The organism is Mesorhizobium sp. B2-6-4, assembly GCF_006441495.1.
In the GTDB taxonomy this organism is placed as follows: Bacteria; Pseudomonadota; Alphaproteobacteria; order Rhizobiales; family Rhizobiaceae; genus Mesorhizobium.
Genome location: NZ_VFUE01000002.1, coordinates 194,360 through 209,140 on the forward strand (window position 1 = coordinate 194,360; position 14,781 = coordinate 209,140).

Below are 14,781 nucleotides of genomic sequence, written 5' to 3' on the forward strand. Positions count from 1 at the left end.
CCCTGCCCCTGCGGGTGGGGGCGAGGAGCGTGGCGTGCGATTTCTCGAAACCTTGTCGCGGCGCTGGAACGGGCTTACGCTGGCGCTGCAGTTCATCATTGCCGGCGGCTTCGGGCTGCTTGCGGTGATGCTGGTGGTCGGCTTCTGGGTCACCGCGCAAATCCGCGAAAGCGTGCTCCACAATTCAGCGGCCACGACTGCCCTTTATGTCGACAGCGTGATCGCTCCGCTGCTCCCCGATCTGCGCACGAACCATCAGCTCGATGACGCCGTCAAACGGGCGCTTGACGAGACCCTCGGCCAAGGCGCGCTCGGCAAACGGCTGTTTTCCTTCAAGCTGTGGCGTCGGGACGGCACGGTGCTGTATTCGAAGGACACGGCCTTGATCGGCCGGCAGTTCGGCCCGAGCGCCAACCTGCGTGCCGCCTTCGCCGGGAATGTCGTCGCCGAGTTCAACGAGCTAGGCGACGAGGACGACAAGGAGGAGAGGGCCGCGGGCGTGCCGCTGCTGGAAATCTACAATCCAGTCCGCGAACCCTGGTCGGGCGAGGTGGTCGCCGTCACCGAATTCTACGAGATCGCCGACGATTTCCAGGCGGCTCTGGCTTCCGCCTTGCTGTCGAGCTGGCTGATCGTGGCCGGCGCCACGCTGACGGCGCTGCTGCTGTTGTCGGGGATCGTCATACGTGGCAGCCGCACCATCGACAAGCAGCGCGGCGTTCTGCAGGGCCAGGTCTCCGAGCTGCAGGCGCTGGTTTCGCAAAACCGGGCGCTGCGCCTGCGCGTCCAGCAGGCGTCGCGCCGTGCCACGGCGCTCAATGAACGACACCTGCGTCGCATCGGTGCCGACCTTCATGACGGGCCGGCCCAGCTCGTCGCGCTGGCGGCGCTGCGTGTGGATAGCCCCGCCATTTCCGGCGAGGGTGCCTCCAGCGACAGCCGCAACGCCGAGATCGCCATGATCCGCATGGCGCTGGACGACGCGATGCGTGAAATCCGCGGCATCTGCAACGGCCTTGTCCTGCCGCAGATAGAAACGGCCGCGACCGGCGACATTCTGCGTCTTGCCGTCGACGAGCATCAACGCAGGACCCGCAGTTCCGTGGCGCTGACCCTATCCAGGCAGTTGCCCGAACTGGGCGCTTCGGAGAAGATCAGCATCTATCGCTTCGTCCAGGAGGGGCTGAACAACGCCTACCGTCATGGGCAGGGCAAGGATCAGGAGGTGAAGGCCGGGATGACAGGCGGCAAGTTCTTCGTTGAAGTGTCGGATGGCGGGCCCGGATTCGACCCGAGGCGGGCCGAAGGCCTGGGGCTCGCCGGCATCAGGGAGCGTATCGAAAGCATTGGTGGCCAGTTCGAGACCACGACCGGGCCGCAGGGAACACGATTGATGATTACGCTAGCCGTCGAGGATCAACCATGATCGGTACCATCCGTGTCGCCATTGTCGACGACCACCCTCTGTTTCGCGAAGGCGTTACCCGCAGCCTGTCGGAGATCGGCGGCTTCGAAATGGTGGCCCAGGGCGCCACGGCGCAGGATGCCGAACGCATCGCCTCGACTTTGCAGCCCGACATACTGCTGCTCGACATCAGCATGCCGGGTGACGGCCTTGCGTCGGTGGCCGGCATACTGGGTGCCAATCCCGGACAGAAGATCGTCATGCTGACGGTCTCGGAGGCCAATGCCGACGTGGCGCGGGCGCTGAATGCCGGTGTGCGCGGCTATGTGCTGAAGGGGGTCGGCTCGCGCATGCTGGCCGAAATCCTCCATGGTGTCGCGGCCGGCGAGACCTATGTGTCGCCGACCCTGTCGGCTCGCCTGCTTTCGGACCTGCAATCGCTGCAGCCGGCCAACGGCAGGACGGATCGCCTGCGTCAGCTCACCGGACGCGAGGCCGAGATCCTGCAGCTGGTGGCGGAAGGGCTGAGCAACAAGGAAGTGGCGCTGCGGCTGGCACTGCAGGAAAAAACGGTCAAGCATCACATGACCGGTGTGCTATCCAAGCTCAACGTCCGCAATCGCACCGAGGCGGCGCTGCTGATGCGCGAAGCGCGGGATCGGGCCGGCAGCTAATCCTGGTCGGCCGCAAGGGATCCCCGGTTTGGGATAACGACACGCATAAATGAAAACCTGAAGCGCGGTGCAGCAGCGGAACGCTCCAGGGCAAAAAAGACGGCCCCTATACGGGGCCGGAGCGATAAGGTCACCTCCGCCGGGGGGCGGCGGAGGTGACACGTAAAGCGGGCGATGCCTATTGCCCGCTCTACAACCCCTTGAGGCGGCTTATATCCGCCGCCGTCGCAGGGCGCTCGACGATCGTGCGGCCCAGAGCGTCGGTCATTTTGAAGCGACCCTTCTCGATCTCTTCCCCGAAGCCGTTAGGGTGCTGCACCACGATCTTGTTGTCGTCTATTTCGACACGATCGCCGGTTGTTGCGTTCACATGCTTGCCGGAGCTGTTGGCACCCTTCCCCTTGCCGTTGTTGCCGGCGCCATTGTTCCCGTTGCCGCCAGCGTTGCCATTGTTGCCTCCGGCGTTGCCATTGTTGCCGCCGCCGTTATTTCCATTGCCGCCATTGCCGCCATTGCCGTTACCGCCACCACCGCCATTGCCGCTGTTCCCGCCAGGCTTGGCTTGGGCGCTGGACGCGACAATGCCTGCGGCGGAACCGTGAAAATCGAGGTGATAGGGGGCTATGGTCAGCGCCAGTGCCGGCACTGCTCTCAGGGCCAGCCAGCAACAATGAGCCATGATCGAGCTGCGCATCAGTCCCTCACTTGATCGGACCGGCAAAATTCAGAGGCCATCTCGTGCAGGTACGCGACCATCGGCGACATGGCGTGTTCGTGTAAGTGGCCCACGACCGATGCCGCGGCAATCCGGACCTTCGCCCCGATCGGTTTAGGACCTTGGTCCGAGTTTCAAACCGGATGTGGCGCGAGGTTCGCGGTCAAGCTGGCGGGTGCACGAATGTCACGAAAGTGTGACCGATCGTCTATAAGGGGTCGAAACGCGTGACACGCTCCAGCCATCCAGCCAGAGGCAGACCATGACCGACCATCGCTCGCCCGACGCCCGATTCCGCACCAGCCTGCTTGAGGAAAACGACGGTCCGGCGACCAACCCCACCGAAAACCGCACCATGGGCGAAATCATTGCCGAGCGGTTCTCCCGCCGCGCCTTCCTCAAGGGCTCGCTGGCCGTCTCGGCCATCGCCGCCACCGTCAGCCCGCTGGCGCTCGTGGCCGCCGACGATGCGCGTGCCGCCGAGGGCTCCGCCTTCTCGTTCGAGGAACTCGAAGCCGGTATCGACGACAAGCACCATGTCGCGCCGGGCTACGATGCCGACGTGCTGTTGCGCTGGGGCGATCCGCTGTTTGCCGATTCGCCGGAGTTCGACCCGGCCAGGCAGTCGGCTGAGGCCCAGGCAAGACAATTCGGCTACAACAATGACTATGTCGGCTATATCGGGATCGGTGGCTCCGCCGAGCACGGCCTGCTGGTCGTCAACCACGAATACACCAATCCGCATCTGATGTTCCCGGGCATCGTCAGGATCGTCGAGAAGGACGGCAAGAAGGCGGCCGAACTCGCGCCGCTCTCGAAGGAGCAGGTCGATGTCGAGATGGCGGCACATGGCGGCACCATCGTCGAGATCCGCAAGGAAGGCGGCAAGTGGCAGGTGGTGCGCGACGGCAAGTTGAACCGCCGCATCACCTCCAACACCGAAATGGCGCTGTCGGGCCCGGTCGCCGGTCATGACCGCGTCAAGACCAATGCCGACCCATCCGGCACCAAGGTCATCGGCACATTCAACAACTGCGCCGGCGGCGTCACGCCTTGGGGCACCTATGTCATGGCCGAGGAGAACATCCACGGCTATTTCTCCGGTGAACTGCCGGAAGGCCATAAGGAAGCCGCCAATTACAAGCGCCTCGGCATTCCGGAAGGCGCCTATGAATGGGGCGCGCATTACGATCGTTTCGACCTCGCCAAGGAGCCGAACGAGCCCAACCGTTTCGGCTGGATCGTCGAGGTCGACGTCAACGATCCGACATCCACGCCGAGGAAGCGCACCGCAATGGGCCGCTTCAAGCATGAAGGCGCCGAATCGATCGTCGCCAAGGATGGCCGCGTCGTCTTCTATCTCGGCGACGACGAGCGCTTCGAGTACGTCTACAAATTCGTCACCGCGGGCCGTTTCGATCCGGACGACCGCGCCGCCAACATGAACCTGCTCGACGACGGCACGCTGCATGTCGCCAAATTCGCTGCGGACGGTACGGTGGAATGGCTGCCGATCGTCTTCGGCCAGGGCCCGCTGACACCTGAGAACGGCTTTGCCGGCCAGGCCGACGTGTTGATCGAGACGCGGCGTGCCGCCGACCTGCTCGGCGCCACCAAGATGGACCGTCCCGAGGACATCCAGCCCAATCGTGTCAACGGCAAGGTCTATGTCATGCTGACCAACAATTCCAAGCGCAAAGCCGACCAGGTCGACGCCGCCAACCCGCGCGCCGACAACGCTTTCGGCCACATCATCGAGATATCGGAAGATGGCGGCGATTTCGCCGGCACCAGGGGCAAATGGGAAGTGCTCCTGAAATGCGGCGATCCGGCGGTTGCCGATGTCGGCGCCACCTTCTCCACCGCCACCACGGCCAATGGCTGGTTCGGCATGCCCGACAATTGCGCGGTCGATTCAGCCGGGCGCCTGTGGGTCGCCACCGACGGCCAGGGCCCGAAGGCCACCGGCCGCACCGACGGCCTGTGGGCGGTCGACACCGAAGGGCCGGCGCGCGCGACGTCAAAACTGTTTTTCCGCGTGCCGATCGGCGCTGAAATGTGCGGGCCGCTGTTTGCGCCCGACGATCAGACCGCCTTCGTCGCCGTCCAGCATCCAGGCGACGGCGGCGAGGATTGGGAGGCGTTCGGCCGCCCGTCCTATTATGAGGATCCGTCGACGCGCTGGCCCGATTTCAAGCCGGACATGCCGGTGCGGCCGGCGGTCGTCGCCATTACCAGGCAAGGCGGCGGCAAGATCGCGATTTAGAGGGCAATTCCAGGAAAGTGGGGTTCCGTCCGACGCGTAAAACGAACCTCCAGCCCGGTTCAGCGGCCCGAATTGGCGATCCGCCGGGCAATCCGCTCGGCGATCGCCTTGGCCTGGATGGCGGCATTGGCGAAGCAGCCGCGGATGCTCGGCCGCATGCCGGTGAACCAGAGGCCAGGCAGTTTCGGATCCGCATCGCCGCCGTTGAAGACCGGAACGCCCTTGCCGTCGAGCACGCCGAGATTGCCGACCATCTGCTCAAGCCCGGTGCGGTAGCCCGTCGCGGCAATGACGATGTCGGGATCGATCAGGCTGCCATTGGCCAGGATGACGCCGTCGCGGGTGAATTCCCGCACCCCCGGCACGACGGTGATCCTGCCCGCGCGGATGGCGTCGATCGCGCCCTCGTCGGCGGCGATCGCTGTGTAGTCGGTGGTCAGGCGGCTGGCGCCGCCCACCGGTGCCGGCGGCACGCCGAATTTCGTCAGGTCGCCGAAAACCAGGCGCTGCGTCAAGGCGATCACCGCATCGGCGACCCGCAAAGGCAACCGCGCCATCAGCGGCGACAGCCGGTGCACGGCAATCTTGCCGATGCGCTTGGGCAGGACCGACGGACCGTTGCGGGCCGACAGCCACAGCGAGGCGGTGCTTGCCTGCGCCAGGTGGTTGAGCGCGTCTATACCCGAGTTGCCGGCGCCGACGACCAGCACCTTCTTGCCGGCATAGTCCTTCGCGTCGCCGAAATCCGCCGAATGGATGATGCGGCCGGCGAAATCCCGCATTCCTTTCCAGTCGGGGATGAACGGCTGTCTGTCGCGGCCGGTGGCGATCACGACGTGGCGCGCCAGGCGCATCCCGGCGCTGGTCTCTATCGCCCAGTGGTCGCCCCTGAACAGGACCGCCTCGACGGCGACGCCGAGCTCCACCGGCAGCCGGTTCGCCTCGCTGAAATCGTTCAGATAGCGGATGACGGCGGTTCTGTGGGGGAAGGCGAGCGTGCCCTTCGGATAGGCAAGGCCGGGAAGTGACGAAAGGTCGCGGTGAGTATTGAGGCGCAGCTGCTTGTGACGCCGATGCCATGGCTCGGCCAACCGGCTCTCCTTTTCCAGGATCGCCGTCGCCACGCCGGCCTTGACCAGCGCCTGCGCTGCCGCGAGACCGGCGGCGCCGGCGCCGATGACGATCGCCGGTTCGATGGTTACCGTCTGGTGCGCTGCCGGTCTGATTGTCGTATCTGCCATTCGCTCACGAACCCCATTCCACCCTTGTGGCGCTTCCGCCGACACCGGCAGAACGCCCTCCCGCGCATGATCCATACAGCAGATCGGCCCCGGATTTCGAGGCCATGCGCCGCACCGCGGTTGCGTCCTATATGGCATATACGCGAGATCGGCGATAATCAGGTCGCGGCAATGTGATTGATTCGAGATCCGGGGGCTGGCGGATCTCTGTTACCGGTACAGGAATCCGAAGCCCTCGAAACGCTTTTTTCGGCTTCCTGTGCAAAATCAAGGCGCCACGGCGTATAGCGTACCCGGGTGCGCGCCGCAGATGCACGCGGAATCTCGACCCATGCCCTCCTTGCGGATCTATCTCGACAAAATCCTCGAGCGTGCCTCGCCAAAGGTCGAGCGCCAGGCGTTCACCCATGCCGAACGGCTGGCGCTGGTGCGCCGCCACGGCGACTTCTCACTCGCCTACTCCTCCGCCGTGCAAGGCAGGCTCTCCTATTTCGGCGACGCCGACGGTTACATCGCCTTCGGCACCAAGATGAAGCATCATTTCGCGCTCGGCGACCCGGTCGCCGATCCGGCCCATCGGGCCGACTATATCAGGCGCTTCGTCGAGACCGCCGGCAGCCCCTGGTTCGTGCAGATCGGCGAACAGTCGGCGCGGGTGCTGGCCGGGCTCGGCTACAAGGTCAACCGGCTGGGCATCGACACCCGTCTGCCGCTGCCCGAACACGATTTTTCCGGCAAGCGCAACGAAACCGTGCGCTACTCCGAGCGCTGGCTGTTGAAGAAGGGCTTTTCGTTCGCCGAGGACAAGCGGACGATCTTTCTCGACGAGATCTCCCGGCTTTCGGCGAACTGGCGCGGCGACCGCATCGTCAAGCGTTGGGAAATGGGCTTCCTCAACCGGCACTTCGCCGATCATGTGGGCGTCGACATGCGCCGCTTCGTGCTGCACGGCCCCGATGGCGAACTGGTCGCCCTGCTCGACTTCGATCCGCTGTTTCGCGGCGGCAAGGTCATCGGCTACACCACAGCCTTCAAGCGCAAGCACATCGACGCCTCGCCGCATGCGGAGGTCGGCCTGACCAAATTCGCCGTCGACCGCTTTCGCGAGGAAGGCATTTCGGTCGTCACGCTCGGGCTGTCGCCGCTGGTCGACGTCGGCCCCAGCGGATTCGCCGAAAGCGATTTCTGGCGCAACGCCTTCCAGCGCGCCTATGATTCGCCCTGGGTCAACCGCCGCCGCTTCAACCTGCAGGGGCAGGCGGCGTTCAAGCGTCGTTTCCACGGCATCGAGGAGCCGGTCTACGTCGCCTTCCGTGAGGGAACCTATGTCGAGATGCTGGGCCTGCTGCGGCTGGTGAAGGCGATCTAGCTCTGACCGCGGTTCAGCGTGGCTTCGCCCCTCAATTCCTCAGCCGGTAGCCGGTTTTGAATATCCAGGCGACGGTCGCCACGCAGATCAGCAGAAACACCACGGTCATGCCGAGGCTGATGCCGACCGAAACGTCCGATTTTCCGAAAAAGCTCCAGCGGAAGCCGCTGATCAGATAGACGACCGGATTGAACAGCGTCACCGTGCGCCAGGCGCCCGGCAGCATGTTGATGGAATAGAAGCTGCCACCGAGGAAGGTCAGCGGCGTGATGATCAGCAGCGGCACCAGTTGCAACTGCTCGAAGCTCCTGGCCCAGATTCCGATGATGAAGCCGAACAGGCTGAAGGTCACCGCCGTCAGCACCAGGAAGGCCAGCATCCAGAACGGATGCTGGATCGAGAGCGGCACGAACAGCGAGGCCGTCGCCAGAATGATCAGGCCGAGGATGATCGACTTTGTGGCGGCGCCCCCGACATAGGCGAGGACGATCTCGAGATAGGAGACCGGAGCCGACAACAGCTCGTAGATCGAGCCGACGAATTTCGGGAAGTAGATGGCGAAGGAGGCGTTGGAGATCGACTGCGTCAAAAGCGACAGCATGATCAGCCCGGGCACGATGAAGGCGCCGTAGCTGATGCCGTCGATCTCGGTGATGCGCGAACCGATGGCCGAGCCGAAGACGACGAAATACAGCGACGTCGACAGCACGGGCGAGACGATGCTCTGCAAGACGGTGCGCAGCGCGCGCGCCATCTCCACCCGGTAGATCGCCCATACCGCGCGCAGGTTCATGGCTCTTGCCTCAGAAGATTGACGAAGATCTCCTCCAGCGAACTGTTCTGCGTGTCCAGGTCGCGGAACTGGATGTCGGCGGCCTCGAGATCGCGGATCAGCGACGCCACGCCCGGCCGGTCGCTCTGGTTGTCATAGGTGTAGGTGATCTGCCCGCCATCCGGCGACAATTCCAGGGCGTAGTGCGAGAAGGCGTCCGGAATGGCGCCGAGCGGGCTGCGCAGTTCCATCACCAGGCGCTTGCGGCCGAGCTTGCGCATCAGTTCGGCCTTGCCCTCGACCAGGATGATCTCGCCGCGGTTGATGACGCCGACGCGGTCGGCCATCGCCTCGGCTTCCTCGATATAGTGGGTGGTGAGAATGATGGTGACGCCGTCCTCGCGCAGCCGCCGCACCATCGCCCACATGTCCTGGCGCAGTTCGACGTCGACGCCGGCCGTCGGCTCGTCGAGGAACAGCACGCGCGGTTCGTGCGACAGCGCCTTGGCGATCATCAGCCGCCGCTTCATGCCGCCCGAAAGCGTGATGGCCTTGGCGTCCTTCTTGTCCCACAGCGACAGGTCGCGCAGCACCTTCTCGACAAAGGCATGGTTCGCCGGCTTGCCGAACAGGCCGCGGCTGTAGTTGACCGTCGCCCAGACGCTCTCGAAGGCATCGATGGTCAGTTCCTGCGGCACCAGCCCGATCAGGCCGCGCGCGGCGCGATAGTCTCTGGTGATGTCGTGGCCATCCACCGTGACGCTGCCAGACGAACGGTTGACGATGCCGCAGACGATCGAGATCAGCGTCGTCTTGCCGGCGCCGTTGGGGCCAAGCAGCGCGAAGATCTCGCCGCGCTCGATGTCGAGATTGATTTCCTTCAGCGCCTTGAAGCCGGTGGCGTAGGTCTTGGTGACCCCGGAAATGGAGATGACAGGCTGCATGGCTGAAAACGGCTGCTTGAAAGAGGACCCCAGATATAGGACGAATGTCGCCGCATGCAACCGCAAGTCAATGCCGTTGCTGACAGTTCTCGACATTGCCGCCGCATGGCGCTGCGGCGTTCCGCCTCGCGGCGGGACGCCGCTTTGACCGGCTGGCCCTACAAGCCTATTCTCCGCTTATTAGAAGCAGCCGGAGCCCGCCATGGACCCGCTCATCCTTTCGCGCATTCAATTCGGTGCGAATATTTCGTTTCATATTCTGTTTCCAGCCATCACCATCGCACTCGGCTGGGTGCTGCTTTTCTTCAAGCTCCGCTACAACGCGACCAATGATTCGGCCTGGATGCGCGCCTATTTCACCTGGGTGAAGGTGTTCGCATTGTCCTTCGCCATGGGCGTGGTTTCCGGCGTCACCATGAGCTTTCAGTTCGGCACCAACTGGCCGGGCTACATGGAAACGGTCGGCAACATCGCCGGGCCGCTGCTGGCCTACGAAATCCTCACCGCCTTTTTCCTCGAGGCAGCCTTCCTCGGCATCATGCTGTTCGGCTTCCGCCGCGTTTCCAACCGCATCCACACGCTGGCGACCGTGCTGGTGGCCGGCGGCACCACGGTGTCTGCCTTCTGGATCATCGCGCTGAACTCGTGGATGCAGACGCCGGTCGGCTTCGAGATGCGCGACGGCGTCGCCCACGCCGTCGACTGGTGGGCGATCCTCTTCAACCCCTCCATGCCCTACCGTCTCGTCCATATGCTGCTCGCCTCCGGGCTTACGGTATCGTTCCTCATAGCCGGCCTGTCGGCGCTGCGCTACCTCAAGGGCGACCGCTCGGAATCGATGTGGAAGGCGCTGCGCACCGGCGTCTTCACCGCCGCCATCCTCATCCCCATCCAGATCCTTGCCGGCGACCAGCACGGCCTGAACACGCTCGAGCACCAGCCGCAGAAGATCGCCGCCATGGAGGCCAACTGGAACACCGGCCCCAACGTGCCGCTGGTGCTGTTTGCCATTCCGGATGAAGCGGCCAGGGAAAACAGGTTCGAGGTGACCATTCCCGACGGGGCGAGCTGGATCCTCCGGCACAGTGCCAGGGGCGTGGTGCCGGGGCTCAACGACTATCCCGGCAACCATCCGCCCGTCTTCCCGGTGTTCTGGGGTTTTCGCGTCATGGTCGGCACCGGCCTGTTGATGCTCGCCGTCTCCTGGTCGGCCGCCTTCTTCCTCAAGCGCCGTCATGGCTTGCCGAGGCCGCTGGCGCTGCTCATGGTGCCGATGACCATCTCCGGTTGGGTGGCGACGCTCGCCGGCTGGTATACGACGGAGATCGGCCGCCAGCCCTGGCTGGTGACGGGCGTGCTGAGGACCGCCGACGCCGTCGGCCCGGTGGCCGGCAGCCATGTGGCGCTGACGCTGGCCGTCTATCTCGCTCTCTACGTGCTGTTGCTGATCGCCTATCTCGGCGTTCTGGTCCACCTGGCGCTGAAGGCGGCCAAGGACGGCGACACCTCGCCGCTGCCGGGCGTGCTCAACAAGCCGATGTCGCAGCCCGCGGCTGGCGAGTAGGAGAGAGAGAAATGACCTATGACTGGCCGACCCTGCTCCCCCTCATCTTCGCCGGCCTGATGGGCCTCGCCATCCTGATCTACGTCATTCTCGACGGCTTCGATCTCGGCATCGGCATCCTGTTCGCGGCGGCCGAGGACGCCGAGCAGGACACCATGATCGCCGCCATCGGCCCGTTCTGGGATGCCAACGAGACCTGGCTGGTGCTGGCCGTCGGCCTTCTGCTGGTCGCCTTTCCGATGGCGCATGGCGTCATCCTCAGCGCGCTCTATATCCCGGTGTTCGTGCTTCTGGTCGGCCTCATCCTGCGCGGCGTGGCCTTCGACTTCCGCGCCAAGGTGGCGACGGAGCGCAAGCATCGCTGGAACCGCATCTTCTTCCTCGGCTCGCTCATCGCCTCGCTGGCGCAAGGCTATATGCTGGGCGTCTATGTGCTTGGCCTCGACTTCGGCCTGGGCGCCATGGCGTTCGGCGTGCTGGTGGCGTTCTGCCTGGCGGCGGCCTACGCCGCGATGGGGGCGGCCTGGGTCATCTACAAGGCCGAAGGCGACTTGCAGAAAAAGGCGGTGCGCTGGCTGCGCACCACATTGGTGCTGACCGCGCTCGGCATGGCTGCCGTGTCGCTGGCCACGCCCTTCGCCAGCCCGCGCATCTTCGCCAAATGGTTCGTGCTGCCCGAAATGCTCTATCTGTCGCCGCTGCCGATCCTGTCGGCGCTGCTGTTCCTGTGGCTGTGGCGGCAGACCTCTCATCTGCCCAGGCCCGACGACCGCCATTCGCTGACGCCGTTCCTGACGCTGGCCGCCATCTTCGCGCTGGGCTTTGCCGGGCTCGCCTGGTCGTTCTATCCGTTCGTGGTGCCCGACAGGCTGACCATCTGGCAGGCGGCTTCCGCACCCGAAAGCCTGGCCATCATCCTGGCCGGCACCGTGGTCGTGCTGCCGATCATCATCTTCTATTCCTTCTATGCCTACCGCGTGTTCGGCGGCAAGGCGAGGGACCTGACCTACGATTGAAGGGCCAGGCGACGGCGCGAAATCATCGCCTCCGCCTGCCGCCTGTCGCCTGCCGGAAAGACAATATTCATCTTCACGCGGAATAACCTTCCGCGACATGCTGCGGCCTGATGGCAGCGGTCCGAGAAGAAGGGCAATGCAATGCGCGGTGTCCCGGTTGCCTCGATAGAACACGATCCGCAGGCGCGGCAGCGCTACGCGCTTTTCCCGGGAAAATCGCTACGCCGCTTTCCTGGAATTGCTCTGGTCCTGATCCGCCTGGTCACGCTGATCGCCGCGCTTGCGCTGGCCGGCCTGCTGCCTGTCATTCAGCCCGCTTATGCCCAGCAGACGGCCAACTGGGCCGGTGTTTGGGACACCAAATGGCGCGGCGGCGGCGCCCAGATCACCTTCGAGCAGGACGGCGCCGAGGTGAAGGGCGTCTATCCCCTGTATGGCGGCCGCATCGAAGCCAAGACCGAAGGCGAAAAGCTGTTCGGCCGCTGGTTCGAGGGCAGTCGCCAGGGCGAGTTCAGCTTCGTCATGGCGCCGGACGGCGCCAGCTTCATGGGCCGTTTCGAATCCGCCACCGCCGAATGGTGGACGGGCGTGCGCGTCGACGCCGCCGAGACCCTCAAGGTCGACCAGACCAGCCCGATGACGACGATGCGCTCATTCCTGCAGACCATGAACGAGAGCGGCGCCGACAATGTGCCGCGCGCCACCGGCGGCGGCATGGGCCTTGCCGCGCTGGCGGCCGGCCTCGTCGACGTCACGGAGGCCGATCGCGGCGGCCTCAACATGCCCGATTACACCAAGCTCCTGTTTTCGGTGATCGACAACGCCACCTTGCGCCTGTGGAACCTGCCGCATGATGCGATCCCCGGCGACGAGGTGACAGCCAGGCTGCAGCAATATGGCAGCAAGGTTTTCTTCGACGTCACCTTCCGCCGCAAGGCCGGCGAATGGTTCATCGTCGGGCCGCAGCTCGCCGTGCTGCAGGCCAAGCTCGCCGAGTTCCAGGCGGCGCGTGGCGAAGCCCCCGACATGGTCGACGATCCGGCCAAGCTCGCCTCGCCGCGCGACACGTTCAAGATGCTGCTCGGCGGCATCGCCGACCAGAATGGCGGTTCGACGCAAACGGCGCTCGACATGCGCGGTTACAATCCGGCGGTGCGGTCCGACGAGGCGGTTCTGCTCGAGAGCTATCTCAAGAAAGTCATCGACCGCATCGGCTACGTCTACTGGCAGGAAATTCCCGACGATCCCCAAAGCAACACGCCCTATGTGTATTTCGAGCACCCGGCCGGCAACATCGTCGTCGCTCCGGTGGGGACGGAGAAAGGCGGCAAGCTGTGGAAATTCACCCCGGAAACGCTGGCCAACATCCGCACGCTCTATGCCGATATCGAGGACGCGCCGGTGGCGCCGGAATTCACCGCCTTCGCCAGCAACGATCCCTTCTTCGCCACGAGGGGCCTTGCCCGTGAGATCAGCCCTGCCCTTTTGACCCGCGCCGGGCCGATCGAACGCTGGCAATGGCTGGGGCTCGGCATTGCCGTGCTTGCCGGCATCGCCTTCGGCTTCCTTGCCAACGCCGTCATCGTGTTCTTCGCCCGCCGCGGCAGGAGTTCGGGGCGGGCCGGCTTCTTCCGCGTCGTCGAATGGGCGGTGCGCTCGATCTTCCTCGGCCTGTTCCTGCTGTTTGCGCTGCGGCCGCTCGGCTTGCCGCAGGTGATCGCGGCATCCGCCAAGGCGGCGGCCTGGAGCCTGATCCTGATCGGCGCGGTTCCCGTCGTCTGGCACCTTATCGGCAAGATCGCCGAGCGCTACCGCGCCACCTTCAACGTGCCCGGCTACCACGAGACGCTGATCTCGCTGTTGACCGGCGTGGCGCGCATCGCCGCCCTGGTGGTCGCCTTCCTGCTCCTGGCCGAGGTGCTGGCGATCCCCTATCAGGGCGTGCTGGCTGGCCTCGGCATTGGCGGCCTGGCGGTGGCGCTGGCGGCGCAGCCGACGCTGCAGAATTTTCTTTCCGGCCTGACGCTCTATGCCGACCGGCCGGTCAGCGTCGGCGACTTCTGCAAATTCGGCAACCAGTCCGGCACCATCGAGCATATCGGCATGCGCTCGACCCGCATCCGCTCGGTCGACCGCACGGTGATCTCGGTGCCGAATTCCGACTTCGCCGGCATGCAGATCGAGAACTACGCCCATCGCGACCGCACCCGCTTCGCCACCACGCTGCAATTGCGCTACGAGACGACGCCCGACCAGCTGCGCTACACGCTGGCGGCGCTGCGCAAGCTCCTGATCGCTCATCCGCGCGTCATCGACGACCCGTGCCGCGTGCGCTTCGTCGGCTTCGGCCCCTATTCACTCGACATCGAGGTCTTCACCTACATCACGACCGCGGATGGCTCGGAGTTTCTCGCCATCCGCGAGGATATATTGCTGTCGATGATCGCGGTGATGGACGAGGCCGGCGCCCAGTTCGCATTCCCGGCGCAGCTGGAATACAGCGCCGCCGACCTGCCGCTCGACCAGGAAAAGCGCATCGCCGCGGAAAAGCGGGTCAGCGCCTGGCGCGAGGAGGAAAAACTGCCTTTCCCCGATTTCAGCCAGCTCGACAGGCTGGAGCTCAACGACAGCCTGCCCTATCCGCCGCCGGGCTCGGTGCAATACCGCGAAGCCCAGGCCGCCCCGGCCACGGTCGAAGCCAAGGCCTCGCTGGAGAAGGCGCGCTGGAGCCTGCCGTGGCGGAAGAGGGTGTAGCCTTCTTCGCAGGAGAGGCCGCGATCCCTCGCGCCCCCTCTGGCCGGTAGGGCAGCAGGAG

General features: G+C 64.8%; 11 protein-coding genes. 7 read left to right on the forward strand and 4 right to left on the reverse strand.

Annotated features, from left to right (window positions below):
* The first annotated feature begins 34 nt into the window (after positions 1-34).
* Positions 35-1,426 (forward strand): sensor histidine kinase, encoded by a 1,392-nt coding sequence (locus FJ426_RS03395; protein ID WP_140559140.1) that lies wholly within the window; start codon positions 35-37, stop codon positions 1,424-1,426.
* Entirely contained in the window at positions 1,423-2,079 is a 657-nt protein-coding gene (locus tag FJ426_RS03400; protein WP_140491751.1) for a response regulator transcription factor, read from the forward strand. The genes FJ426_RS03395 and FJ426_RS03400 overlap by 4 nt, the downstream gene beginning before the upstream one ends.
* A 190-nt stretch (positions 2,080-2,269) precedes the next feature.
* Here FJ426_RS03400 and FJ426_RS31230 read toward each other — a convergent pair whose 3' ends face one another.
* Positions 2,270-2,725, reverse strand: coding sequence for a hypothetical protein (locus FJ426_RS31230; RefSeq protein WP_318013613.1), 456 nt, complete (start codon positions 2,723-2,725; stop codon positions 2,270-2,272).
* Positions 2,726-3,056: 331 nt separating this feature from the next.
* On the opposite strand from FJ426_RS31230, the gene FJ426_RS03415 reads away from it, so the two are divergent.
* Positions 3,057-5,060 (forward strand): PhoX family phosphatase, encoded by a 2,004-nt coding sequence (locus FJ426_RS03415; RefSeq protein WP_140559139.1) that lies wholly within the window; start codon positions 3,057-3,059, stop codon positions 5,058-5,060.
* A gap of 59 nt (positions 5,061-5,119) precedes the next feature.
* On the opposite strand, the gene FJ426_RS03420 is transcribed toward FJ426_RS03415, so the two are convergent.
* Positions 5,120-6,301 carry an NAD(P)/FAD-dependent oxidoreductase gene (locus tag FJ426_RS03420; RefSeq protein WP_140559138.1) on the reverse strand — a complete coding sequence of 394 codons (1,182 nt, stop codon included), beginning with the start codon at positions 6,299-6,301 and terminating at the stop codon, positions 5,120-5,122.
* A 331-nt stretch (positions 6,302-6,632) separates the two neighbouring features.
* Between FJ426_RS03420 and FJ426_RS03425 the strand changes: the two genes are divergently transcribed.
* Positions 6,633-7,670, forward strand: coding sequence for a phosphatidylglycerol lysyltransferase domain-containing protein (locus FJ426_RS03425; RefSeq protein WP_140559137.1), 1,038 nt, complete (start codon positions 6,633-6,635; stop codon positions 7,668-7,670).
* A gap of 31 nt (positions 7,671-7,701) precedes the next feature.
* Here FJ426_RS03425 and FJ426_RS03430 read toward each other — a convergent pair whose 3' ends face one another.
* Together FJ426_RS03430 and FJ426_RS03435 are read right to left on the reverse strand one after the other, a co-directional pair.
* Complete coding sequence (locus FJ426_RS03430; RefSeq protein WP_140551751.1) at positions 7,702-8,463, reverse strand: ABC transporter permease; 762 nt, start codon at positions 8,461-8,463, stop codon at positions 7,702-7,704.
* Complete coding sequence (locus FJ426_RS03435) at positions 8,460-9,386, reverse strand: ABC transporter ATP-binding protein (RefSeq protein WP_140655140.1); 927 nt, start codon at positions 9,384-9,386, stop codon at positions 8,460-8,462. Before FJ426_RS03435 ends, FJ426_RS03430 begins: the two co-directional genes overlap by 4 nt.
* Before the next feature lie 202 nt (positions 9,387-9,588).
* On the opposite strand from FJ426_RS03435, the gene FJ426_RS03440 reads away from it, so the two are divergent.
* The 3 genes from FJ426_RS03440 (at position 9,589) to FJ426_RS03450 (ending at position 14,720) form a co-directional block, all read left to right on the forward strand.
* Positions 9,589-10,950, forward strand: coding sequence for a cytochrome ubiquinol oxidase subunit I (locus FJ426_RS03440; RefSeq protein WP_140559135.1), 1,362 nt, complete (start codon positions 9,589-9,591; stop codon positions 10,948-10,950).
* A gap of 11 nt (positions 10,951-10,961) precedes the next feature.
* Positions 10,962-11,966 (forward strand): cytochrome d ubiquinol oxidase subunit II, encoded by a 1,005-nt coding sequence (locus tag FJ426_RS03445; protein ID WP_140824726.1) that lies wholly within the window; start codon positions 10,962-10,964, stop codon positions 11,964-11,966.
* 141 nt (positions 11,967-12,107) lie between these two features.
* Positions 12,108-14,720 (forward strand): mechanosensitive ion channel family protein, encoded by a 2,613-nt coding sequence (locus tag FJ426_RS03450; RefSeq protein WP_140824727.1) that lies wholly within the window; start codon positions 12,108-12,110, stop codon positions 14,718-14,720.
* The last annotated feature ends 61 nt before the right edge of the window (positions 14,721-14,781 follow it).

Bases quoted from the DNA above. Each gene is read 5' to 3' on its own strand.
- FJ426_RS03435 (WP_140655140.1), bottom strand. From the start codon at position 9,386: ATGCAGCCTGTCATCTCCATTTCCGGGGTCACCAAGACCTACGCCACC.
- FJ426_RS03425 (WP_140559137.1), top strand. From the start codon at position 6,633: ATGCCCTCCTTGCGGATCTATCTCGACAAAATCCTCGAGCGTGCCTCG.
- FJ426_RS03420 (WP_140559138.1), bottom strand. From the start codon at position 6,301: ATGGCAGATACGACAATCAGACCGGCAGCGCACCAGACGGTAACCATC.
- FJ426_RS03450 (WP_140824727.1), top strand. From the start codon at position 12,108: ATGCGCGGTGTCCCGGTTGCCTCGATAGAACACGATCCGCAGGCGCGG.
- FJ426_RS03430 (WP_140551751.1), bottom strand. From the start codon at position 8,463: ATGAACCTGCGCGCGGTATGGGCGATCTACCGGGTGGAGATGGCGCGC.
- FJ426_RS03415 (WP_140559139.1), top strand. From the start codon at position 3,057: ATGACCGACCATCGCTCGCCCGACGCCCGATTCCGCACCAGCCTGCTT.
- FJ426_RS03400 (WP_140491751.1), top strand. From the start codon at position 1,423: ATGATCGGTACCATCCGTGTCGCCATTGTCGACGACCACCCTCTGTTT.
- FJ426_RS03440 (WP_140559135.1), top strand. From the start codon at position 9,589: ATGGACCCGCTCATCCTTTCGCGCATTCAATTCGGTGCGAATATTTCG.
- FJ426_RS03445 (WP_140824726.1), top strand. From the start codon at position 10,962: ATGACCTATGACTGGCCGACCCTGCTCCCCCTCATCTTCGCCGGCCTG.